The organism is Erwinia artemisiae (genome assembly GCF_051400835.1).
GTDB classification, from domain to species: Bacteria; Pseudomonadota; Gammaproteobacteria; order Enterobacterales; family Enterobacteriaceae; genus Erwinia; species Erwinia aeris.
The window spans coordinates 40,063-61,794 of record NZ_JBLFFM010000011.1 but is presented as its reverse complement, the minus strand read 5'-3'; the positions used below and the strand labels follow the sequence as shown (position 1 = coordinate 61,794).

General features: G+C 57.0%; 27 protein-coding genes. 20 read left to right on the top strand and 7 right to left on the bottom strand.

The window, feature by feature from the left end; genetic code table 11:
• The first annotated feature begins 1 nt into the window (after position 1).
• From ACMGEE_RS19390 to coaD, 6 genes are all read left to right on the top strand, one after another.
• Positions 2–1,003 (top strand): glycosyltransferase, encoded by a 1,002-nt coding sequence (locus ACMGEE_RS19390; RefSeq protein WP_436830520.1) that lies wholly within the window; start codon positions 2–4, stop codon positions 1,001–1,003.
• A gap of 76 nt (positions 1,004–1,079) precedes the next feature.
• Positions 1,080–2,153, top strand: coding sequence for a putative lipopolysaccharide heptosyltransferase III (rfaQ, locus tag ACMGEE_RS19385; protein WP_436830532.1), 1,074 nt, complete (start codon positions 1,080–1,082; stop codon positions 2,151–2,153).
• Positions 2,146–3,279 carry a glycosyltransferase family 4 protein gene (locus tag ACMGEE_RS19380; protein WP_253457010.1) on the top strand — a complete coding sequence of 378 codons (1,134 nt, stop codon included), beginning with the start codon at positions 2,146–2,148 and terminating at the stop codon, positions 3,277–3,279. Before rfaQ ends, ACMGEE_RS19380 begins: the two co-directional genes overlap by 8 nt.
• 103 nt (positions 3,280–3,382) lie before the next feature.
• Positions 3,383–4,657: a lipid IV(A) 3-deoxy-D-manno-octulosonic acid transferase gene (waaA, locus tag ACMGEE_RS19375; RefSeq protein WP_253457007.1), complete on the top strand. Its 1,275-nt coding sequence runs from the start codon at positions 3,383–3,385 to the stop codon at positions 4,655–4,657.
• Positions 4,658–5,446: a glycosyltransferase family 2 protein gene (locus ACMGEE_RS19370; RefSeq protein WP_253457005.1), complete on the top strand. Its 789-nt coding sequence runs from the start codon at positions 4,658–4,660 to the stop codon at positions 5,444–5,446.
• A complete protein-coding gene (gene coaD, locus ACMGEE_RS19365) occupies positions 5,443–5,925 on the top strand; it encodes a pantetheine-phosphate adenylyltransferase (RefSeq protein ID WP_436830519.1) in 483 nt (160 codons plus the stop codon). The genes ACMGEE_RS19370 and coaD overlap by 4 nt, the downstream gene beginning before the upstream one ends.
• Here the strand turns inward: coaD and mutM are convergent, their stop codons facing one another.
• From mutM to radC, 4 genes are all read right to left on the bottom strand, one after another.
• On the bottom strand, positions 5,926–6,735 hold the full coding sequence (gene mutM, locus ACMGEE_RS19360) for a bifunctional DNA-formamidopyrimidine glycosylase/DNA-(apurinic or apyrimidinic site) lyase (RefSeq protein ID WP_301730983.1): 810 nt from the start codon (positions 6,733–6,735) through the stop codon (positions 5,926–5,928).
• A gap of 115 nt (positions 6,736–6,850) precedes the next feature.
• The gene (gene rpmG / locus ACMGEE_RS19355; protein WP_001051798.1) at positions 6,851–7,018 is read right to left on the bottom strand and encodes a 50S ribosomal protein L33; all 168 of its coding nucleotides are present in this window, start codon (positions 7,016–7,018) and stop codon (positions 6,851–6,853) included.
• Positions 7,019–7,034: 16 nt separating this feature from the next.
• Complete coding sequence (gene rpmB, locus ACMGEE_RS19350; RefSeq protein ID WP_004154798.1) at positions 7,035–7,271, bottom strand: 50S ribosomal protein L28; 237 nt, start codon at positions 7,269–7,271, stop codon at positions 7,035–7,037.
• Between the two features lie 282 nt (positions 7,272–7,553).
• Positions 7,554–8,222 carry a RadC family protein gene (radC, locus tag ACMGEE_RS19345; protein WP_253456999.1) on the bottom strand — a complete coding sequence of 223 codons (669 nt, stop codon included), beginning with the start codon at positions 8,220–8,222 and terminating at the stop codon, positions 7,554–7,556.
• A 184-nt stretch (positions 8,223–8,406) separates the two neighbouring features.
• Between radC and coaBC the strand changes: the two genes are divergently transcribed.
• The 3 genes from coaBC (at position 8,407) to slmA (ending at position 10,758) form a co-directional block, all read left to right on the top strand.
• Complete coding sequence (gene coaBC / locus ACMGEE_RS19340; protein WP_301730984.1) at positions 8,407–9,618, top strand: bifunctional phosphopantothenoylcysteine decarboxylase/phosphopantothenate--cysteine ligase CoaBC; 1,212 nt, start codon at positions 8,407–8,409, stop codon at positions 9,616–9,618.
• Positions 9,596–10,054: a dUTP diphosphatase gene (dut, locus tag ACMGEE_RS19335; RefSeq protein WP_253456994.1), complete on the top strand. Its 459-nt coding sequence runs from the start codon at positions 9,596–9,598 to the stop codon at positions 10,052–10,054. Before coaBC ends, dut begins: the two co-directional genes overlap by 23 nt.
• Positions 10,055–10,161: 107 nt before the next feature.
• The gene (gene slmA, locus ACMGEE_RS19330; RefSeq protein ID WP_253456991.1) at positions 10,162–10,758 is read left to right on the top strand and encodes a nucleoid occlusion factor SlmA; all 597 of its coding nucleotides are present in this window, start codon (positions 10,162–10,164) and stop codon (positions 10,756–10,758) included.
• 144 nt (positions 10,759–10,902) lie between these two features.
• Here the strand turns inward: slmA and pyrE are convergent, their stop codons facing one another.
• Positions 10,903–11,544, bottom strand: coding sequence for an orotate phosphoribosyltransferase (gene pyrE / locus ACMGEE_RS19325; RefSeq protein WP_253456988.1), 642 nt, complete (start codon positions 11,542–11,544; stop codon positions 10,903–10,905).
• A gap of 51 nt (positions 11,545–11,595) precedes the next feature.
• Positions 11,596–12,312: a ribonuclease PH gene (gene rph, locus ACMGEE_RS19320; protein WP_125290623.1), complete on the bottom strand. Its 717-nt coding sequence runs from the start codon at positions 12,310–12,312 to the stop codon at positions 11,596–11,598.
• A 221-nt stretch (positions 12,313–12,533) separates the two neighbouring features.
• On the opposite strand from rph, the gene ACMGEE_RS19315 reads away from it, so the two are divergent.
• The 4 genes from ACMGEE_RS19315 (at position 12,534) to ACMGEE_RS19300 (ending at position 16,119) form a co-directional block, all read left to right on the top strand.
• Positions 12,534–13,397: a YicC/YloC family endoribonuclease gene (locus ACMGEE_RS19315; protein ID WP_301253389.1), complete on the top strand. Its 864-nt coding sequence runs from the start codon at positions 12,534–12,536 to the stop codon at positions 13,395–13,397.
• Positions 13,398–13,566: 169 nt separating this feature from the next.
• A complete protein-coding gene (locus ACMGEE_RS19310) occupies positions 13,567–14,787 on the top strand; it encodes a tyrosine-type recombinase/integrase (RefSeq protein ID WP_436830531.1) in 1,221 nt (406 codons plus the stop codon).
• A complete protein-coding gene (locus ACMGEE_RS19305) occupies positions 14,787–15,497 on the top strand; it encodes a hypothetical protein (protein WP_436830518.1) in 711 nt (236 codons plus the stop codon). The genes ACMGEE_RS19310 and ACMGEE_RS19305 overlap by 1 nt, the downstream gene beginning before the upstream one ends.
• A gap of 415 nt (positions 15,498–15,912) precedes the next feature.
• The gene (locus ACMGEE_RS19300; protein WP_147200383.1) at positions 15,913–16,119 is read left to right on the top strand and encodes a helix-turn-helix transcriptional regulator; all 207 of its coding nucleotides are present in this window, start codon (positions 15,913–15,915) and stop codon (positions 16,117–16,119) included.
• Between the two features lie 31 nt (positions 16,120–16,150).
• Here ACMGEE_RS19300 and ACMGEE_RS19295 read toward each other — a convergent pair whose 3' ends face one another.
• Positions 16,151–16,339, bottom strand: coding sequence for a toxin-antitoxin system HicB family antitoxin (locus ACMGEE_RS19295; RefSeq protein WP_105630452.1), 189 nt, complete (start codon positions 16,337–16,339; stop codon positions 16,151–16,153).
• A 136-nt stretch (positions 16,340–16,475) separates the two neighbouring features.
• Between ACMGEE_RS19295 and ACMGEE_RS19290 the strand changes: the two genes are divergently transcribed.
• The 7 genes from ACMGEE_RS19290 (at position 16,476) to ACMGEE_RS19260 (ending at position 21,689) form a co-directional block, all read left to right on the top strand.
• Positions 16,476–16,655, top strand: a complete 180-nt coding sequence (locus ACMGEE_RS19290; protein WP_105630453.1) for a host cell division inhibitor Icd-like protein — start codon at positions 16,476–16,478, stop codon at positions 16,653–16,655.
• Complete coding sequence (locus ACMGEE_RS19285; RefSeq protein WP_436830517.1) at positions 16,648–17,004, top strand: hypothetical protein; 357 nt, start codon at positions 16,648–16,650, stop codon at positions 17,002–17,004. The genes ACMGEE_RS19290 and ACMGEE_RS19285 overlap by 8 nt, the downstream gene beginning before the upstream one ends.
• A 31-nt stretch (positions 17,005–17,035) precedes the next feature.
• Positions 17,036–17,314: a hypothetical protein gene (locus ACMGEE_RS19280; protein ID WP_137764774.1), complete on the top strand. Its 279-nt coding sequence runs from the start codon at positions 17,036–17,038 to the stop codon at positions 17,312–17,314.
• Complete coding sequence (locus ACMGEE_RS19275; protein WP_436830516.1) at positions 17,311–17,685, top strand: DUF5375 family protein; 375 nt, start codon at positions 17,311–17,313, stop codon at positions 17,683–17,685. Before ACMGEE_RS19280 ends, ACMGEE_RS19275 begins: the two co-directional genes overlap by 4 nt.
• Positions 17,686–17,694: 9 nt before the next feature.
• Positions 17,695–20,358 (top strand): DUF927 domain-containing protein, encoded by a 2,664-nt coding sequence (locus ACMGEE_RS19270; protein ID WP_436830515.1) that lies wholly within the window; start codon positions 17,695–17,697, stop codon positions 20,356–20,358.
• 369 nt (positions 20,359–20,727) lie between these two features.
• Positions 20,728–21,444, top strand: coding sequence for a capsid size-determining scaffold Sid (sid, locus tag ACMGEE_RS19265; RefSeq protein ID WP_436830514.1), 717 nt, complete (start codon positions 20,728–20,730; stop codon positions 21,442–21,444).
• Positions 21,441–21,689: an ogr/Delta-like zinc finger family protein gene (locus tag ACMGEE_RS19260; RefSeq protein ID WP_436830513.1), complete on the top strand. Its 249-nt coding sequence runs from the start codon at positions 21,441–21,443 to the stop codon at positions 21,687–21,689. The genes sid and ACMGEE_RS19260 overlap by 4 nt, the downstream gene beginning before the upstream one ends.
• The last annotated feature ends 43 nt before the right edge of the window (positions 21,690–21,732 follow it).

Sequence of the window (21,732 nt, the reverse complement as noted above, 5' to 3'; positions counted from 1 at the left end):
CATGAAACCGCAAGATACCTCCTCAGCGCCTTTGCTGAGCGCGATCGTCCCGATGTATAACGCCGGAACCAGCTTTCAGGCTTTTATCGACTCTATGCTGGCGCAAACGCTGGCCTCGCTGGAAATCATCATCGTCAATGACGGCTCGACGGATGCTTCGGCGCAGCTGGCGCACCGCTACGCCAGCGAATATGACCATATCACCGTGATCGACCAGGCTAACGGCGGCGTTTCCCGCGCCCGCAACGCCGGGCTGGCGATAGCGCGCGGCAAATATGTCACTTTCCCCGACGCCGACGATACGCTTTCGCCAGAGATGTACAGCACGCTGATCGCCATGGCGGAACAGGACGATCTGGATGTGGCGCAGTGTAACGCCGAGCGCGTTTTTTGGGGATCGGGCCGGGCAAAAACGCTTATCCCTGCCGACCGTCTACAGGCTACGCCGGTGCTGAGCGGCGCAGAATGGCTGAACAAGGCGCTGGCGTCCAACCGCTATCTGCACGTCGTGTGGCTGGGCATCTATCGCCGTTCGCTAATCGACCAGCTGGATCTCCAGTTTGAACCCGGCCTGCACCATCAGGATATCCCGTGGACGACCGAACTCATGCTGAACGCTCGCCGCGTTCGCTACACCGATAAGGTTTTGTACCGGTATTACGTTCACGACCAGTCCATCAGCAACCGCAAACGCAGCGGTATGGCAAACGTCGAGTATCAACGGCATTATCTGAAAATCGCCCGGATGCTGGATGAGATCAACCTGCGCTATCGCGATAAAGTTAAAATTGGTCCGGCAATTTATCGTCAGGTAACCAAAGAGGCGCTGACCGTTTGCCACGCTTTACGGCGTGAACCTGATGCTGAAGCACGGCAGGCGATGATAGCGGATCTGCTCGCCAGCAAAACGCCGGGAAGGATGCTGCGCAACGCGCGCGGCGTTAAACAGTGGTATCAGCTGTTGCTCTGGCTGATCCGGATTTACCGCTGGCGTCGTTCGTAATGCGCGGCGCCTTTTTCCTGCACGAGCTTTCCCTTACAATCGGTCCACTTTATTTTGAGATCCCATGAGTATGGCCATTTCTTCGTCGATTCCCGCCTCCTTTGCGCCGCGAAAGATTTTGCTGATCAAGCTGCGTCACCATGGCGATATGCTGCTTACCACGCCGGTTATTGAGGCGCTGCGCCAGCGCTATCCGCAGGCCGCCGTCGACGTGCTGCTCTATAAAGAGACGCTGCCGATGCTGCAGGCGCATCCGCATATTCGTCAGCTGCGCTTTATCGATCGCAAATGGAAAAACGAGGGAACGCTGGCGCATTTGCGCCATGAAGCCGCGCTGCTTAAGGCGATCCGCCAGGAAAGCTACGATCTGGTCATCAACCTGGCCGATCAGTGGCGCAGCGCGATTATCACCGCCCTTTCCGGCGCGCCGGTTCGGATTGGGTTCGCTTACAACAAGCGTCGCAACGCCTTCTGGCAACGGGCGCATACGCACCTCGTGTCCACCAGCAACCACAGCCAGCTGCATACCGTTGAGCAAAACCTGGCCGCGCTACAGCCGCTGAATATTCCCTTTTCCGGTTTCCCGGCAGCGATGCACTACAGCGAAAGCGACTGGTCACATACGCAAACCGTGCTGGCGCAAAGCAAGGTTACGCGTCCCTATATCGTTATCCAGCCTACCTCGCGCTGGATTTTTAAATGCTGGGAAGATGACAAAGTGGCCGGGCTGATAGCCGCGCTGGCCTCTGAGCAGATCGATATCGTGCTGACCGCCGCGCCGGACAAAAAAGAGCTGGCGATGATCGACCATATTCTCTCGCTGTGTCCCGGCAAAGCGATTTCGCTGGCCGGAAAGCTGTCGCTGCCGCAGCTGGCTTCGCTGATCGATCATGCCCGCCTGTTTATCGGCGTCGATTCCGCGCCGATGCATATGGCCGCCGCGCTGGATACGCCGTGCATCGCGCTGTTTGGCCCGACCAAGCTTAAGCAGTGGCGTCCCTGGGGCGACAATAATCAGGTGATCTGGGCCGGCGACTATGCGCCTCTCCCTTCGCCGGACAGCATTAATACCAGGACCGAGACCCGTTATCTTTCTGCCATCCCACTTGATGACGTGGTCAAAGCCGCAAGGAACTATCTGGATGAGTAAAGTACGACTGGCTATAGTGCGGCAAAAATATCGCCCGGACGGCGGCGCGGAGCGGTTTATTTCGCGGGCGCTGGAGGCGCTGGACGATGACAGTCTGGATCTGAACATCATCACCCGCAGCTGGCAGGGCGAGCCGAAACCGGAATGGCACCTGCATATCTGTAACCCGAAAAAATGGGGACGCATCTCGCGCGAGCGCGGCTTTGCGCTGGCGGCGCGTGAATGCTGGCAGCGAGAGAAGTTTGATATCGTACAAAGCCACGAGCGCATTGCGGGCTGCGATATTTTCCGCGCCGGCGACGGCGTGCATCGCGTCTGGCTGGCACAAAGAGCGCGCATCGTTTCGCCCGTGCAAAAGCTGCTGGCCGATTTAAGCCCTTATCATCGCTATGTGATGGCGGCGGAAGAAGAGATGTTCCGCTCACCTGCGCTGAAAAAAATCATCTGTAATTCGCTGATGGTAAAAAACGACATCATGCGCTGCTTTCAGGTGCCGGAAGAGAAGTTCGCGGTGATCTACAACGCGATTGACGCGCAGCGCTTTCAGCCTGCCACGCCGGCCGAGCGCCAGCAGTCGCGCGCGTCGTTGCGTCTGCCTGCCGAAGCCAAAGTGTTTATTTACGTCGGTTCCGGTTTCGAGCGCAAAGGATTAAGGGCCTCCATCAGCGCCCTGGCCGCTACCGAAGCGCACCTGCTGGTGGTGGGTCAGGATAAACAGCAGGCCCGCTATCTTAGCCACGCTCGCGCGCTGGGCTGCGAAAAACGCGTCCACTTTGTCGGCGTGCAGCACAACGTGATCCCTTATTACCATGCGGCCGACGCGCTGATCCTGCCCACGCTTTACGATCCTTTCCCTAACGTGATCCTGGAAGCGATGGCCTGCGGTCTGCCGGTCATCACCAGCGACACCTGCGGCGGCGCAGAGTTTATCGTTAACGGCGAACAGGGCTACGTTTGCGACGCGCTGGATATTGTGGCACTGAGCGCCGCCGCGCAGGCCATCCCGCTCAGAAGCGTTGATGCGCGCATGGGCGATGCGGCCCGGGAGCGCGTTCTCCCCTGCTCGCCGCAGCGCCTGGCAGGGCAGCTTCATGCGCTATATCAACAAGTGTTGCGACAGGCCTGAGAAGAAGGTGTGAGCATGCGCGACTTATCTGCTAACATGCGGTAATGTTTCTCTTTTCCGGCACTTTCTGACGCGAGTCACTCCGTAATTCGTAAACACTGTGATGACAACAATTTATTCCGTCCTGCTCTATCTTATTCAGCCGCTGATTTGGCTCCGGCTCTGGTTACGCGGCAGAAAAGCGCCCGCCTACCGGAAGCGCTGGGCCGAACGCTACGGCTACTGTAAAGGCAAGGTCAAGCCGGACGGTATACTGCTGCACTCCGTTTCTGTCGGCGAGACGCTGGCCGCCGTGCCGCTGGTCAGGGCGCTGCGCCACCGTTATCCCACGATGCCGATTACCGTGACGACCATGACGCCGACCGGTTCGGAACGGGCGGCTTCCGCCTTCGGTAAAGATGTTCATCACGTCTATCTGCCTTACGATCTGCCCGGCTCGATGAACCGTTTTCTGGATAATGTCAGCCCGCGGCTGGTCATCATTATGGAAACCGAGCTGTGGCCGAATATGATCGCGCAGCTTCACGCCCGAAAAATCCCGCTGGTCATCGCGAACGCCCGCCTGTCGGAGCGTTCGGCGAAAGGGTACGGCAAGCTCGGTAAATTTATGCAGCGTCTGCTGCAAAAGATCACGCTGATCGCGGCGCAGAACGAGGAAGACGGCGAACGCTTTGTGGCGCTTGGCCTGAAGCGTTCCCAGCTGGCGGTGACCGGCAGCCTGAAGTTCGATATTTCCGTAACGCCCGAGCTGGCCGCCCGCGCGGTCACGCTGCGTCGGCAGTGGGCGCCGCGTCGTCCGGTATGGATAGCCACCAGCACGCATGAAGGCGAGGAAAGCATTATTCTGGAAGCACACCGCAAGCTTCTGGCGCGTTTTCCTTCTTTGCTGCTCATCCTGGTACCGCGCCATCCGGAACGTTTCGACACGGCTCGCGACATGACGCAAAAGGCCGGCTTCAGCTACACGCTACGCAGCAGCGGCGAGATCCCTTCCAGCGGCACCCAGGTGGTGATTGGCGATACAATGGGCGAACTGATGCTGCTTTACGGCATCGCCGATCTGGCTTTCGTCGGCGGCAGCCTGGTGGAGCGCGGCGGACATAATCCGCTGGAGGCAGCTGCGCATGCTATCCCCGTGCTGATGGGGCCGCATACGTTTAACTTCAAAGATATCTGTGCAAAACTTCAGCAGGCGGACGGCCTGATCGCCGTAACCGATGCCGACTCGCTGGATAAAGAGATCGGCACGCTGCTGACCGACGAAGACTATCGTCTTTACTACGGCCGCCATGCGGTAGAGGTACTGCACCAGAATCAGGGCGCGCTACAGCGTCTGCTACAGTTACTTGAACCCTATCTGCCACAGCGGAATCACTAAATGCCTTCACGTCAGCTTCTGTCGGTCGTGCTGATCGCTAAAGACGCAGCCGAGCTGCTGCCGGAATGTCTGGAGTCCGTGAACTGGGCCGACGAGATTGTGCTGCTGGACTCCGGCAGCAGCGACGGCACGCCGCAAATCGCCGCCCGCCATGGCGCCAAAGTGTTTCACTCCCGCGAATGGCACGGCTACGGCAAACAGCGCCAGCTGGCGCAAAGCTATGCCACGCATCCGATGATTTTGATGATCGACAGCGACGAGCGCGTGACGCCGCAGCTGCGCGCCGCTATCGAATCCGTGCTGCAACAGCCTGCCGCGCCCGCCACGGTTTATAGCCTGGGCCGCCGCAATCTGTTTCTGGGGCGTTTTATGCGCCACAGCGGCTGGTATCCTGACCGCGTGACTCGTCTCTATCCACGTGAATACGGCTATAACGATCATCAGGTGCATGAATCGCTGGAAGCCAGAGGGGCGCAGGTGGTGGCGCTGAAGGGCGATCTGCTGCATCTGACCTGCCGCGATTTCTCTGCGTTTCAGTGGAAGCAGTTCGCCTATGCCGAAGCCTGGGCGAAGCAGCGTCACCACCAGGGGAAAAAGTGCGGCCTGTTTTCAATTTTCGCCCATACGCTGGGCGCCTTCCTGAAAACGCTGGTGCTGCGCGCCGGTTTTCTGGATGGCAAACAGGGCTGGCTGCTTGCCGTGGTTAACGCGCAGTACACCTTCAATAAATACACGGCGCTCTGGGCGCTGAACCACTCTTCCCACGCTTCCGGCAAAGGCGGCCTATGAGCACAAAAGCGATCTATCCCGGCACTTTCGATCCCATGACCAACGGTCATCTGGATATCGTCACGCGCGCCGCGTTAATGTTTGACCATATCGTCCTGGCTATTGCCGCCAGCCCCAGTAAAAAGCCGATGTTCTCGCTGGATGAACGCGTGGCGCTGGCGCAACAGGTGGTCGCACACTTGCCGAATGTGGAAGTGGTAGGATTCAGCGATCTGATGGCGAACTTCGCGCGGGATCATCAGGCCAACGTCCTGGTACGCGGCCTGCGGGCGGTGTCCGATTTTGAATACGAAATGCAGCTGGCGCATATGAATCGGCACCTGCTGGCGGAGCTGGAAAGCGTGTTTCTGATGCCTTCAGAAAAATATTCGTTTATCTCTTCCACGCTGGTCAAAGAGGTGGCGCGCCATCACGGCGACGTCAGCGCTTTCCTGCCGCCGTCGGTGCACAGCGCGCTGCTGGCAAAGCTCTCCGCCTGATTATTTCTGACAGGTCGGGCAATAGAAGGTGCTGCGCTGCGCGTGTTTGGCGCCTACGATCGGCGTAGCGCAAACGCGGCAGGGTTCGCCAGCACGGCCATAGACCTGTAGCTCCTGCGCGAAATAGCCCGGTTTACCGTCCGACTGCAGGAAATCACGCAGCGTGGTGCCGCCCTGCTCAATCGATCGCAGCAGTACGGCCTTGATCGTTTCCGTCAGCAGAACCACTTCTTCTCTGGTCAACGCCATTGCCGGTCGATCGGGATGGATCCCGGCGGCAAACAGCGATTCGCTGGCGTAAATGTTGCCAACGCCCACCACCAGCTTGTTGTCCATCAGCCAGGGCTTGACCGGCGTACGCCTGCTGCGCGACTTCTCAAACAGGTAATCCGCGTTAAAAGCTTCACTCAGCGGCTCCGGGCCAAGATGGGCCAGTACGTTACTGGCGGCCAGATCGCTGCTCCACAGCCAGGCGCCAAAGCGGCGAGGATCGGTATAGCGCAGCACTTTGCCGTTGCTCATCACCAAATCCACATGGTCATGCTTCGCCGGCGGTGCTTCTTCTGACAACACGCGTAGACTGCCGGACATGCCAAGATGGATGATGATCCAGCCTTCAGGCAGCTCCAACAGCAGATATTTGGCGCGGCGCTGTACGCTGAGTACCGGCTGGTCGCTGAGGCTGTGGATTTCATGCGAGACCGGCCAGCGCAACCGGCCGTTGCGCACCACGGCGTGCAGAATGGTGGCGCCGACAAGGTGCGGTTCGATACCGCGTCGGCTGGTTTCAACCTCTGGTAATTCCGGCATACAAACCTCCCGCAGATGTTTTCAGGCGTACAGATGTTTTCAGACGTGCAAATGTTTTCAGGCGCACAAAAGAAAAAACCCCGCCGAGGCAGGGTTTTTCAGTCGCTAAAGTCAATTACTTGATTTTAGCTTCTTTGTAGATCACGTGCTGGCGGACAACAGGATCGAATTTCTTCAGTTCCAGTTTTTCCGGCTTAGTACGCTTGTTCTTCGTGGTGGTATAGAAGTGACCTGTACCAGCAGAAGAAACCAGCTTGATCTTCTCACGAATACCTTTAGCCATGTTTCAGTTCCTTACCTTAGTACTTCTCACCGCGGGTACGCAGATCGGCCAGAACCGTCTCAATACCCTTTTTATCAATTACGCGCATGCCTTTGGCAGATACGCGCAGTGTAACGAAGCGCTTTTCGCTCTCAACCCAGAAACGGTGAGAGTGCAGGTTCGGCAGGAAACGGCGTTTCGTCGCGTTCATTGCGTGGGAACGGTTGTTACCCGTCACCGGACGCTTTCCAGTTACCTGGCAGACTCGTGACATGTCAATTCTCCAAAAATCAAATAAGCTCGAGCTTTAAAAATAAGGTCTTGGCCGCCTCGTCAGGCTCTTAGCCCATCCAGGCGAGTTCTATGTGAACCCGCTGAGCAGGCCCAAATGCCAAACCCGAGATTCTCAAAGGTGGCGTAGTATACGCCCTGCAACGCTGGTGCTCAAGTCCCGAACAGATAAAGATCCCTTTGGATCGCGCAAAATTGCCGCATTTGAACGGAAAAAGCACCGCCGCTACGTGGGAAAAAACACGGTTTGCCGCTTTTTTCCGCATTACAGCCAGCCTTTTTCCGCAAAGGAAACATATTCGCCCTGACCGATAACAATATGGTCAAGCACGCGGATGTTAAACAGCTTGCAGCAGTCGTTAACCTGTTGAGTCACATCGCGATCTGCCATGCTGGGCGCCGAAATGCCCGAGGGATGGTTATGCGCCAGGATAATCGCCGCCGCGTTTTGCTTCAGCGCTTCACGCACGATTTCACGCGGATGCACCTCTACGCTGGCTATAGTGCCCGCAAACATTTCACTGGTGTGAATGACCCGATGCTGATTATCAAAAAAAACCACCATAAATATTTCCCGTTCACGATGCGCCAGCTTGCTGTGCAGGAAATTCACCATATCGCCCGGGCTTTGCATGGCCTGTTTTACCGAATCCGCACAGGTGAAAAAACGCCTGCCCAGTTCGGCAATGGCATTCAGCTGGGCATACTTCGCCACGCCTACGCCTTTCACCCGTAAAAACGCGTCTTTGTCCGCCGTCATCAGCCGGTGCAGCGAACCGAACTCCTCCAGCAGCTGTTGCGCCAGCGTCATTACGTGGACACCGCGCGCGCCGGTACGTAAAAAAATCGCCAGCAGTTCCGTATCCGTTAACGTGCCGGCCCCGCCTGCCACCAGCTTTTCGCGCGGTGGCATTTTTTTCCATGGCTTCTTCATCCGCTTTCTCCTTCCGTAGCTGGCTAAATCATGGCATTATATACAGTAGTTTTCCATGCATTTTTCCGTCTGCCGGGCTGCTTTACAGTACGGTCGTTGTGCTAAAAGTCAGCAGGCAGGGATTATGATAAAATGGCGGAATTCCGGCGCGCGGGCGCCCTGCTGGCTCAATGGAGCAGAAACTATGACATTAACCGGTAAACGTATTGTGCTGGGCGTAAGCGGCGGTATCGCTGCCTACAAGGCGCCTGAGCTGGTAAGACGCCTGCGCGATCGCGGGGCGGAAGTGCGCGTCGTGCTGACTGCCGCAGCCAAAGCATTTATCACGCCGCTGAGTCTACAGGCCGTATCGGGTCATCCGGTCAGCGACGACCTGCTCGATCCGGCGGCGGAAGCGGCGATGGGGCATATCGAACTGGGAAAATGGGCTGATCTGGTGATCCTGGCACCCGCCACGGCCGATCTTATCGCTCGCGTCGCCGCAGGCATGGCTAACGATTTGGTTACCACGATTTGCCTGGCGACGGCGGCGCCTGTTGCCGTCGTTCCCGCCATGAACCAGCAGATGTATCGTGCCGCCGCCACGCAGCATAATCTTCAGGTTTTGCAGGCACGCGGCCTGATGATTTGGGGGCCGGACAGCGGCAGCCAGGCCTGCGGCGACGTCGGTCCGGGCCGTATGTTAGATCCGCTGACTATCGTGGACGAAGCCGTCCGCTGGGCGACGCCGCAGCACGATTTAACGCACCTTAATGTGATGGTAACCGCTGGCCCAACCCGCGAATCGCTTGATCCAGTCCGGTTCATTAGCAACCACAGCTCGGGTAAAATGGGCTTCGCCGTGGCTGCCGCCGCCGCAAAACGGGGCGCTAACGTGACGCTGGTCGCCGGGCCGGTCGCCTTAGCCACGCCGCCGGGCGTCAAACGTATCGACGTGATAAGCGCGCTGGAAATGCAGCAGGCCGTGATGGCCAGCGCCGCCGAACAGCAGATTTTTATCGCGGCCGCTGCCGTCGGCGACTACCGCGCTGCGGAAGTCTCCAGCGAGAAAATCAAAAAGCAGGGCGACGAAATCCTGCTGAAGATGATTAAAAATCCGGATATCGTCGCGGGCGTCGCGGCCATGCAGCAAAATCGCCCGTACGTGGTGGGGTTTGCAGCGGAAACCCGGAATGTGGAAGAATACGCCCGGCAAAAAAGGATTCGGAAGAATCTGGATCTGATTTGCGCCAACGATGTTTCAAAAGCCGGGCACGGTTTCAACAGCGATACCAATGCCCTGCATCTTTTCTGGCAGGAAGGGAATAAAGCCTTACCGCTCGGCGATAAGCAGCTCCTGGGCCAACAATTACTGGACGAGATAGTCAGCCGTTATGAAGAAAAAAATCGACGTTAAGATTTTAGACCCGCGCGTGGGCACCACTTTCCCTCTGCCCGCCTATGCCACTTCCGGCTCCGCTGGTCTCGATCTGCGCGCCTGCCTGGACGAGGCGGTACAGCTGGCGCCGGGCGCGACCACGCTGGTACCGACCGGCCTGGCTATCCATATTGGCGACCCGCAGCTGGCGGCCGTTATCCTGCCGCGCTCCGGCCTCGGCCATAAGCATGGCGTGGTGCTGGGCAACCTGGTCGGGCTAATCGACTCCGATTATCAGGGACAGCTGATGGTTTCCGTCTGGAACCGCAGCCAGGAGACGTTCAGCATTGAGCCAGGCGAGCGTATCGCGCAAATGGTGTTTGTACCGGTCGTTCAGGCTGAATTCAATCTGGTTAATGACTTCGACGCCAGCGTGCGCGGCGAAGGCGGCTTCGGCCACTCGGGTCGTCAGTAACGACCGACCAGAGTACCCGTCCTTATTTCCACCGTGAGCGTGATGGCTCACGGATGTTGCGTGGGCGCTTGCCCGTACATGGTGATATTTCAGGGGTCTTTCAGGACATGGCAGAGAAAAAAAGTGCGAAAAGGAATCGTCGCGAAGAAATACTGCAGGCGCTGGCGCAGATGCTGGAATCCAGCGATGGTAGCCAGCGGATCACTACCGCCAAATTGGCGGCAAGCGTGGGGGTTTCTGAAGCTGCGCTTTACCGGCACTTTCCCAGCAAAACCCGCATGTTTGACAGCCTGATTGAGTTTATTGAAGACAGCCTGATTACGCGCATCAATCTAATCTTGCAGGATGAAAAAGAGACGCTGCCGCGTTTACGGCTGATTATCCAGCTGATCCTGGGCTTTGGTGAGCGTAATCCGGGCTTATCACGTATTCTGACCGGCCATGCGTTGATGTTCGAGCAGGACCGTCTGCAAAGCAGAATTAACCAGCTGTTCGAACGGATTGAGGTGCAGCTGAAGCAGGTGCTGCGCGAGCAGAAAATGCGTACCGGCGAAGGATTCCAGACGGAGGAGGCGCTGCTGGCCTCGCAGCTGCTGGCTTTCTGTGAGGGTTTGCTGTCGCGTTTTGTGCGTTCCGACTTCCGCTATCGCCCGACGGTGGAATTTGAAACGCGCTGGCCGCTGCTGGCCTGTCAGCTGGTCTGAATCGAAAAGGCCGCAGTTGGCCTGTCAGCCGGTCTGAATCGGGAAGGCCACAGTTGGCCTGCCAGCTGATCTGAATCGGGAAGGCCGCGGTTGGCCTTCCAGCCGGTGTGAAATGAAAGGGCCGCAACTCGCGGCCCGCATTCGTCAGATACCGTACTCTTTGCGGTAGGCCCGGACGGCGGCCAGATGATCGGCCAGCTCCGGTTTCTCTTCCAGGTAGCTAATCAGATCGTTCAGCGTGATGATGGCAATAACCTTGCAGCCGTAATCGCGCTCCACTTCCTGAATAGCCGACGCCTGTCCGCGGCCTCGCTCCTGACGATCCAGCGAAATCAGCACGCCGGCCAGGGTCGCCTTATTCGCCGAGATGATCTCCATCGATTCGCGAATAGCGGTACCGGCGGTAATAACGTCATCTACCAGCATAATACGGCCCTGTAATGGGCTGCCGACCAGCGTTCCGCCTTCGCCGTGGTCCTTCGCTTCCTTACGGTTGAAGCAGTAAGGCACATCGCGGTCGTGGTGATCGGCCAGCGCAACGGCGGTGGTAGTAGCGATAGGAATGCCTTTATAGGCCGGGCCGAACACCAGATCGAAATCGATAGCGGAATCCACCAGCGCCTGCGCATAGAAACGGCCTAACAGCGCCAGGTCACGGCCCGTGTTAAACAAGCCCGCGTTAAAGAAATAGGGGCTTTTACGTCCGGATTTCAGCGTGAACTCTCCAAATTTCAGGACCTGCTTATTAATAGCAAATTCGATAAATTGGCGCTGCCAGGCTTTCATGTCTCGCTCCTCAATCATTAAAAAAGGCGACTCTCTGGTCGCCTGGGGAAATCAGTCTTGTAGCGCCGCTTTCTGCGCCTGAATCAGCGTATCAATACCGCCGCGAGCCAGCGACAGCAGCGTCAACAGCTCGTCATGGCTGAACGGCTCGCCTTCTGCCGTGCCCTGCACTTCAATCATGCGACCATCTTCGGTCATGACTACGTTCATGTCGGTTTCCGCAGCGGAATCTTCGACATATTCCAGATCGCATAACGCTTCGCCGTTGACGATGCCGACAGACACGGCGGCGACCATCCCCTTCATTGGGTTGGCTTTCAGCTTGCCGATAGCGACCAGATGATTAAGCGCATCTGCCAGCGCTACGCAGGCGCCGGTAATAGAAGCGGTACGCGTGCCGCCATCCGCCTGCAGGACGTCGCAGTCCAGCGTGATGGTGAATTCGCCCAGCGCTTTCAGATCCAGCGCTGCTCGCAGGGAACGGGCAATCAGACGCTGAATTTCCAGCGTGCGGCCGCCCTGCTTGCCTTTGGCCGCTTCGCGAGCGTTACGGCTATGGGTAGCGCGTGGCAGCATGCCATATTCTGCGGTTACCCAGCCCTGGCCCTGTCCTTTCAGAAAGCGCGGCACGCCTTCCTCAATGGTGGCGGTGCAAAGGACTTTGGTTTCACCGAATTCAACCAGAACGGAGCCTTCCGCATGTTTGGTGTAGTGGCGAGTCAGGGTGACGGGACGCACCTGATGGGCATTACGGCCTGCTGGACGCATGGTTTTTCTCCGGCTTGAAAATCGTGATTGGCTGCGCATTATACGGATTTCACAGCCGAATGCCTATGACAGCCTGCTGGTAACGCGGTTTCTGTGCAGCTGGCGCGATAGTAAGCGCCGCCTCAATCCCATTGATTTGTCAGAGTTTGACCAGATGCCTGTTAAGGCAAGGCCGGCACCGCTATAATCACCTGAACTTATTCTGAAAACGGGTACGCATAATGATCCGCAGTATGACCGCCTACGCCCGGCGTGAAACCAAAGGCGAATGGGGCAGCGCAGCCTGGGAGCTTCGTTCCGTAAACCAGCGCTATTTAGAAACCTATATTCGTCTGCCTGAGCAGTTTCGCGGCCTGGAGCCGGTGATCCGCGAACGTATTCGCAACCGACTGACCCGCGGTAAAATCGAGTGTAATCTGCGTTTTGACGCAGACGCGCGCGCGCAGAGCTCTCTGGTGCTGAATGAAAAACTGGCTATCCAGCTGGTTAAAGCCGCCAACTGGGTCAAAATGCAGAGCGACGAGGGCGAAATCAATCCGGTCGATATTTTGCGCTGGCCTGGCGTCATGTCAGCAGAAGAACAGGATTTGGATGCCATTTCCGCAGAGTTGCTGAGCGCGCTGGACAGCGCTCTGGACGACTTTATCGCCGCCCGTGAAACGGAAGGCGCCGCGTTAAAATCATTGATTGAACAACGGCTGGAAGGCGTCAGTACTGAAGTGACTAAAGTACGTGCGCAGATGCCGGACGTGTTGAAATGGCAGCGCGAACGTCTGGTTACCAAACTGGAAGAGGCTCAGGTTCAGCTGGACAGTAATCGGGTTGAGCAGGAACTGATTATGCTGGCGCAGCGCGTGGACGTGGCGGAAGAGTTGGATCGTCTGGAAGCGCATGTTAAAGAAACCTATAACATCCTGAAAAAGAAAGAAGCGGTGGGCCGCCGCCTCGACTTTATGATGCAGGAATTTAACCGCGAATCGAATACGCTGGCGTCTAAATCAATCAATGCAGAGGTTACCACTTCGGCTATTGAGCTGAAGGTGCTGATTGAGCAGATGCGTGAACAGATTCAGAATATTGAGTAATATCTCATTAGATTTCATGTAATGTCATAATAACAATAAAACCCGTATGTTACGGGTTTTATTGTCTCACCAGGAATCATCACTTCTCGCCAAATCTCCCGCTTTTGCTGTACCATACGATGTACCAATTACATTTTTTACCGCTATCGTTTTGGTACAAGCAGGAAGAATGGGAAAGCTATCAGACATACAGATAAAAGCCTGGCTAAGGTCGCAGGAACGCTTTGAGGGTCGCTCTGACGGAAACGGGTTATATCTGTGCTACCGAAAAGAGTTCTCAATCCCAAAATGGCGATTTCGCTACAGCTATGGAGGCAAGGCGCGTGCAATGTGGATCGGTTCTTATGGTGACCTGTCCCTTGCAAAAGCACGTGAAAGAGCCAGAGAGCTATCGGCACGAGTCGCTTTAGGCTATGACGTCGCCGGAGAGAAGCAGGAGCGTAAGGCGTCCACCCTTGCCAAAATCGAGAAAGAAAAGAATGCTCGTCGCGTTGCTGACCTGGCGCTTGAGTATTACGAAAAGCAAATTGTGGGTCGCTGGAAACACCCTGATATTCTTCGCAGGCGTATTGAAAAAGATATCAATCCTCACATAGGTAACATAAAGGTAGAAGACGTTAAGCCCGGGGATATTGATAGGATGTTGCAGAGCATCGTTCAACGGGGCGCACCCACTATCGCTAATGACGTGTTACGTTGGATAAAGCGCATATTTAACTACGGTATAAAGCGTCAGTATTTGAGTGTTAATCCAGCGGCAGCGTTTGATAACAATGATGCAGGTGGTCAGGAAAGATCCAGAGATCGTTTTCTGTCAGAAGAAGAGATTGCATTACTTTTCCGCGCGATGAAAATGGCTAAAGGATTTAGCCGACAGAATGAGATAACTTTTAAGTTACTTTTACTTCTTTGCTGTAGGAAAATGGAGCTGTGTTCTGCTAAATGGGAAGACTTCAATCTTGAAGAAGGCGTGTGGTTTTTAAAAAACACTAAGAATGGCGATAATCTCGATATTCCTCTTCCTGAATTATCTCTGATTTGGCTGAATGAGCTAAAACAGCTCTCTTTAGGCAGCGAATGGGTTCTTCCGGCAAGAAAGATGCAGAACAGGATGATACCTCATATTGCAGAAAGCACCCTTCCTGTGGCACTGGCGAAGCTTAAGCCGCATATGGCAGGTGTAGAAGGCTTTACTATCCACGATTTCAGGCGAACCGCCAGAACGCATCTGGCCTTTTTAGGTATCGACCCAGTGGTGGCAGAGCGTTGTCTTAACCACCGCATCAAAGGTGTTGAAGGCATCTATAACCGACATAATTACTTTAATGAAAGGAAATTAGCGCTAAATAAAATGGCTGATTTTCTGGCTGGAATAGAGGCGGCAGTATAATGCATTTTAGTTTTTCAAAGGGTAGCGCTATTGACAGGCTGACCTATTACCCCCAGATTGAAATAAAGGAGCTGGCAAGGGCTTTAGCTAATGTTAATCCGTATACGAAAACTGAAGATTTGCCAGAAGATAAGATAGATATAGTCAGTGCATACTCTGATTATCTTATCCGGGTTAACAGAAGAATTTATGCTTTCTTGAAATCAAATGAGAAGAAAAAAGAGCTGGATTTATTTTATCCAAAGCCTATTGCAACTAATAGCCCTATAGAAGCAAATATAATTTTTGCATCCTGCATTAATCTTATAGAAGAAGATATAACACCAAAAATTTTATCTGAACGATGTATTTTCTCTTTATGCCGGATGTATAAAAAGTATGGAGAAAAGCTCATTTTGCAGTGTGGAGATGACAAGGCTCTTTCGATCGCTAAAGAAAATTTCCAGGATAAGCGCGGCGAGCATAAGAAAAACGAGGAAAATGCATCACTACATAAAATCATAGGGCTGCTCGCGATCAATCTGGCTATGGAGAAGTCGACTAGCGGGTCGACGAAATGGATTAACAAAGCCGGTTCTCCCAGCATAGAACCCCTGCACAAACTGTTAAACGACTATGCGGAATCAAATGGCATAAGCAAAAAGGGGATGGGTAAATCTTCTTTCTACGACAAGTTGCGAACGTCGCTTACCTCACTCTATGACGAGTAAACATTTACCGCGCCCGGTGTAAGGATGTCAGGGCGCCATGCTTACAGTCAGAATGTGCGTCAATGTGCCAAACCATACCTACAAAGTACCTTTAACGATGCTTCTGATATCGGTATTGGCCGGTGTGAGGTCGGTATTGGCCGGTATTGGCCAATTTTGTTGAACCTGTGAGTATATAAATGGATATATAGGGCAATAACAGGCAGAGAGATTCCCTTTAAAATAAAAACCTTATAATTCAGATGATTAAAAAATCACTCCTACGCTATCTATTATTGGCATCTTGATGGAATTCTATTTTATTTATGGAATTTCTTATTTCTTCCTGGAATTCCATTTTCAGTGGAATACATCAGCTCGTCTCCGTTAGTCTCATCCCACATCATTTGTAATCAACGAGATAGGAGATCCTCTTTTGAATCAAACACCCTACGGAATCATCCCTGAAACCGGGTTTGTCAGGCAAAAACAGTTAATGCACTGCCTGCCATTTTCGTCAGCAACGCTGTGGAGGCGGGTCGCGTCTGGATCATTTCCAAAGCCGATAAAAATTTCCGCCCGTATTACTGCCTGGCGCGCCGAAGAGGTAAAAGAATGGATAGGCCAGCAGTGTGCTCATTGATAGATATGCGGCGACTCATCACCGCGAAACATCATCCTTTGGGCTCTATGCCACGACGTTTAAGTTCTTGTCTTGCAACCTCTTTGAACCAGTTGCCAAGAGTGGTTTGGTCTTTGGCCGCTTCGAGATCGAGTTGTTCTCTTAGCTCAGGATTAATACGGATCTGGAAGGTCGGCGATTTGCCGCCGGTTTTAGGAGTGCGATCTTTAGCCCTTGACATTGTACGTACCTTTTACTTTAATAAGCACCATAAGGTACGTACCTTATACAACAAAGCTTATGAAAACAAGCGGCTCTGCAAGGTACTCGCAATACCTCACAAAGCCTGACCACAAATGAACTTGGGAGTCACATATATGGCTACATCAAAGTGTACCTGGATCTTTGCCGCAATCAACCGTGCGCAGCGCTCTTGCCGTCCGGTGATGCTGCGGGTAACCGCGAACGACGAGCGCAGCGCCCGCCGTCGTCTGGCCGCCGACTACGTGCTGTTTTTTGCCGGTCGTCTGCCGTGCCGGGGAGGTCGTCATGCGTGAGTATCCGCAACCCGGCGAGCGCTGGCAGCATAAGCAGGGCTGGACGGTCTGTATTATCCGCCTCACCGCTGCGCCCTTTGCCGTGGCGGCCGCCAACCCGGCGTTCAGCCACGAGGTGCTGTATCGTCACGACAGCGACGGTCAGCTGACGTCCGGCCCGCTGGCGTGGTTTGAGGCAAGCTATCAGCGTATCGCAGTGGCACCGCGCAGGCTGACCAAAGCCACCGGCGGTAAGGGCGGCTCTGGCCCCCTGTCCCTGCATCCGTCCGTGACGCTTGTTCGCCCGCGTACCGCCGACGTCAGCCCACGCCCGACACCGGGCACAGACCACTATTCGCGCTTTCTGTAAGCCGTAACCGCATTCAGTAACGGAGTTATCCATGAACACATCAAACGGGCAGCACGCTGCTCAGGGCCGCCCCTTGCCGCTAAACCGCCGTTTCTACGCCTACGGCCTGCCGGAAGACGCATTCGAGAAGCTGGAGCGGGCCAAGGACGCCTGCGACCTGCTGCAACAGCTGTTTGCGCAGCACCCGCAGAACGACGGCCTGCCGTTCGGCGGCAGCGTACCCGGCGTGGCCGCGCTGATGGACTACCTGTACGCCGACCTGAAAGAAGTCGCACGGCACTGCGCTCCGCTGACGGAGGCAAAGGTATGAGTCATCACGTATCGGTTTTCCCGGCGGAGCTGACCACCGCCCTGTACCGTCGCGCCATCGCTTCCGCTTGGCGGGAAAAGGTACTGGCCGACACCGGCAGCGAGATTCTGGGGCCGCACAAGCTGTCGGTGGAGCGCATCGAAATGGCTGTGGCCCTGCACATTGAAAGCGTGATGGTGAACGAGTACGGCGAGGCGCAGGGCGCGGCCGCCGCGCTGGCGCTCATGAGCGATATGGTCAGGCCGGAGCTGCTGACCGCGCCGCCGGTGCTCACGGAGCGCGGCGTGCAGGTGATGACGGAGCTGTATCAGGTATTACCGGCGGCCTTCGATGATTTTTGCGATACCGGCATTTCGCTGTACGACCGTTAAGGGGGAGCCATGACTGTGACACAGATTGCCACGGCCGCACGGGGCCGCTGGCCGGCTATCCTGCCGCTGCTGGGTATTACGGTGCCGGACAACGGCCGGCACGGCCCCTGCCCGCACTGCGGCGGAGAAGACCGCTTTCGCTTTGACGATATGGAGGGGCGCGGGACGTGGATTTGCAGCCACTGCGGCAACGGTGACGGCCTCGACCTGGTCAAACGGGTTACGGGCGACGGCGTGAAGAAGGCGGCGCAGGCCGTGGCGCAGGTGCTGGAGTTCCGCGACGTGCAGGATGTGCCGGTTAAGCCTGCCAGGGAAAAAGCCCCGAAGCGCGACATGACCGCTACGGTGAACGCGCTGCTGGCAGCAGGTCACACCGGCGAAAGCGACTATCTGACCGCGAAAGGCTTTATCGGCCATCCGGTGACGCTGACCGGCCAGGCGCAGCGCATCAGCGGCACGACGTTCCCGGCGGGTTCGGTGCTGCTGCCGCTAATCACCACGGACGGCGCGATAACCGGCGCGCAGCTGATAGCGCCGGGCGGGGAAAAAAGCCTGCTGCCGGGCAGCACCATGAAGGGCGCGTTCGTGACGCTCGCCCCGCTGCCCGCAGAGCCGCCGGTGCAGGCGGTGATTACCGAAGGCTGGGCCACGGCGCTGACCGTGAGCCAGCTGACCGCCGGGTACGTGGTGGCGGCCGTGTCGGCCGGGAACCTGCCGAACGTGGCGCAGGCGCTGCGCGCCCGCTGGCCGGAGGTAAAAATCATCCTCGCCGGGGACAACGATTTTCAGGACGGCGGCGAGAATCCGGGCAAGGCGTTCGCGGAAAAGGCGGCGAAGGCGGTGGGCGGCTGGGTGACGCTGCCGCCGGGCGAAATCCGCGCCGACTGGAACGACTTTCACCGCCAGCACGGCGTGACCCGCGCCCGCGAAGCCTTCCGTAACGGTCTGGTGATGTCCGGTGAGGGCCGCACGCGTCTGCCGCAGGGGTTCCGGCTGACGCAGGACTATCTCTGGTATGAAAAGCAGGTGCAGCGCAACGGCGAAACGGAAATCCAGAACGTGAAAATCTGTAATCCGCTGCGCGTCACCGCCATTACCTGCGACGCCGACGGCGGCAACTTCGGCCGCCTGCTGGAGTGGGAGGATACCTGGGGCGAGCGGCGCAGGTGGGCGATGCCGATGGAAATGCTGAGCGGCAGCGGCGAGGAGCTGCGCCGGGTGCTGCTGGTTAACGGCCTGTCGTACATCAGCACCACCGGCGAGGCCCGCGCCCGGCTGATGGAATACATCTCACTGTGCAAGCCGGAGCGGCGCGTCACCTGCGTGAGCCGTACCGGCTGGCACGGACAGGTTTACGTCCTGCAGGACGAGGTGAACGGCGAGGACGCGGAAGGCGTCATTCTTCAGACCACCTCGGTACAGGGGCGCGACTTCCGGGTGGCGGGCACGACCGAAGAGTGGCGCGAGCACGTCTCCCGCTACTGCACCGGCAACTCCCGCGTGGCCTTTGCGGTGAGCCTGGCCTTTGCCGCGCCGCTGCTGCGCCTGATTGGCATGGACGGCGGCGGCTACCACCTGAAGGGCGAATCCACCGACGGCAAGACCACCACCATGAAGGCGGCCACCTCGGTATGCGGCGGCCCGGACTACTGGCAGACGTGGCGGGCTACCGGCAACTCGCTGGAAGGCTCCGCCAGCCGCCGCAACGACGCGGCGATGATGCTCGATGAAATCCGCGAGGTGGACGGACGCGAGGCGGGTAACATTGCCTACATGCTGGCAAACGGCCAGGGCAAGGGCCGGGCAGGAACGGACGGAGAGCTGCGCGCCCGCAAACAGTGGCGGCTGCTGTTCCTGTCCACGGGCGAGCTGTCGCTGACGGAGCACGCCGCAAAGGCGGGCGAGCGCACCTTCGCCGGGATGGAGGTCAGGATGATACAGATACCCAGCGACTCCGGTAAGTTCGGCGTGTTTGAGGAGCTGCACGGCTTTGAGAGCGGCAAGGCGCTGGCGGAGCATCTGGAATGGGCCACGGCCAGCTACTACGGTTCGCCGTTCCGCGAGTGGCTGAAGGCGCTGACCGCCGACCTCAACGGGCTGACGGCGCAGGCAAAGGCGCTGATGAAGGAGTACACCGCCGCGCTGGCCCCGCAGGACGCGGGCAATCAGGTGGGCCGTGCGGTCAACCGCTTTGCCTTGGTGGCGATGGCCGGGGAGCTAGCGACGCGCATGGGTATCACCGGCTGGCCGGAGGGCGAAGCGCTGCGGGCAACGCGCGTCTGCCTGAACGCCTGGCTGAAAGACCGGGGACACACGGCCAACCAGGAAGACATGGCCGCGCTGGAGCAGGTACGCACCTTCTTCACCGCCAACCAGTACAGCCGCTTTGCCGACTGGCACGACGAGCGCAACCGCCCCGGCAATATGGTGGGCTGGCGCAGGGTGGAGAAAGGCAACGCCGCGCAGGGCCGCGAAACGGTGACCACCTTCTACGTGATGCCGTCGGGCTGGAAGGAAATCTGCCGGGGCTTTGACCCGCGCAAGGTGGCCCGACTCTGTGCGGACAGGGGATACCTGCTGGCGGCCAACGACGGTAAGCTACAGACCAGCATTCGCCCGCCAGAGATGAACGTGCGCAGGCTCTACGTCTTTAACAGCGAGGTGCCGGGCTAAGGGTGCGCGAGTCTTATTTCTTAAGGGTAACAGAGGTAACAGGTGTAACAGCCGCGTCAGCCGGGCGCTGGCGCTGTTACACCACATAAAAGCAAAAGGGTAACAGGTGTAACACCGCATCTGTTACCCGCTGTAACCCGTAATGTTACACAGAACCATCTCATAAAAATGCATTTAAAACAGCGATGTAACCCGTGTTACCCCTGTTACACCCCAATACCGACAGAGACGCGGGAAACACGCCCTTCCGGGCCTTTTTCCTGGCGGGCCACCGGGTTTGTTTGCTGAGCCATGAGCAGGCGGGGAAAGCAGGCGTTGTCCGCTGGGCCACGGCAGAATACAAACATCCTTTACAGAGAGAGAATTATCATGAGCGAGAATAAAAGCCCCGCCGTCATCCGCCTGACCGAAGCCAGAGCCGAACACACCGCGCAGATGATGAAAATTAACGACATCACCGCCGCCATTGCCCACAGCAAGAAAGAGCGCGAGGCGGCCATTGAGAACGGCAAGGAAGCGGAAACCAGCTGGCGCACCCGCTTTCGCAGCCTGCGCGGTAACCTCACCGACGAGCTGAGGGCGCAGCACAGCCAGCGCATCGTCAGCCGCGAGCTGGCCGAAGAGTTCACCGGCCTGATTGAGGAGCTGGAATTTGAGCACGAGGGGGAGATGATAAAGGCCGTGCACACCGGTCACGCCTACGTTAACGCACACAACGCAGCGTTTACGCAGTACGTGGAGGGCCAGTGGGAGGCCGCCATGCGCAACCTCAGCCCGACGCTGATACGCGCCGTTCGTCTTAAGCTGCTGTCGCTCCGGCTCAACGACCGGGGGCGCCATACAGAGCGACATCACGAAGAGCCGGAAGCCATACTCGCCCGCGAGGTCGGCAAGACGCTGGCCGATAAGGCGGAAGCCGCGCGGCTGGATATGGACGCGGAGCCTGTTGTGTCAGAGATTGGCGTTTATCGCCCGGCGCTGACCGGCGTGGATATGAAGCTGTATAACAGTCCGTGCGCTATGCACCTGCTGGTACAGGGGCGTAAAGAGAAGCTTGAGAAACAGCAGAAGGAGAACCAGGCATGATGCACTGCCCGTACTGCAAAAGCCCGGCGCACGCCAGGTCAAGCCGCTACATGTCCGAACAGGTTAAGGAACGTTATCATCAGTGCACCAATCTCGATTGTTCCTGCGCGTTCAAAACCAGCGAAAGTATCACCCGGGTGATTACCGCGCCGCCGCAGCCCGAAGTCTGCAAGGCCCCGCCTCCACCGCCGCCTCAGCGCCAGTCACAGACGCTGGGCCGCTACGGAAGCGCCTTCCGGCACTGAACCAAAACCTCATTCACTCCCTGCCAACCGGCGGGGATTTTTT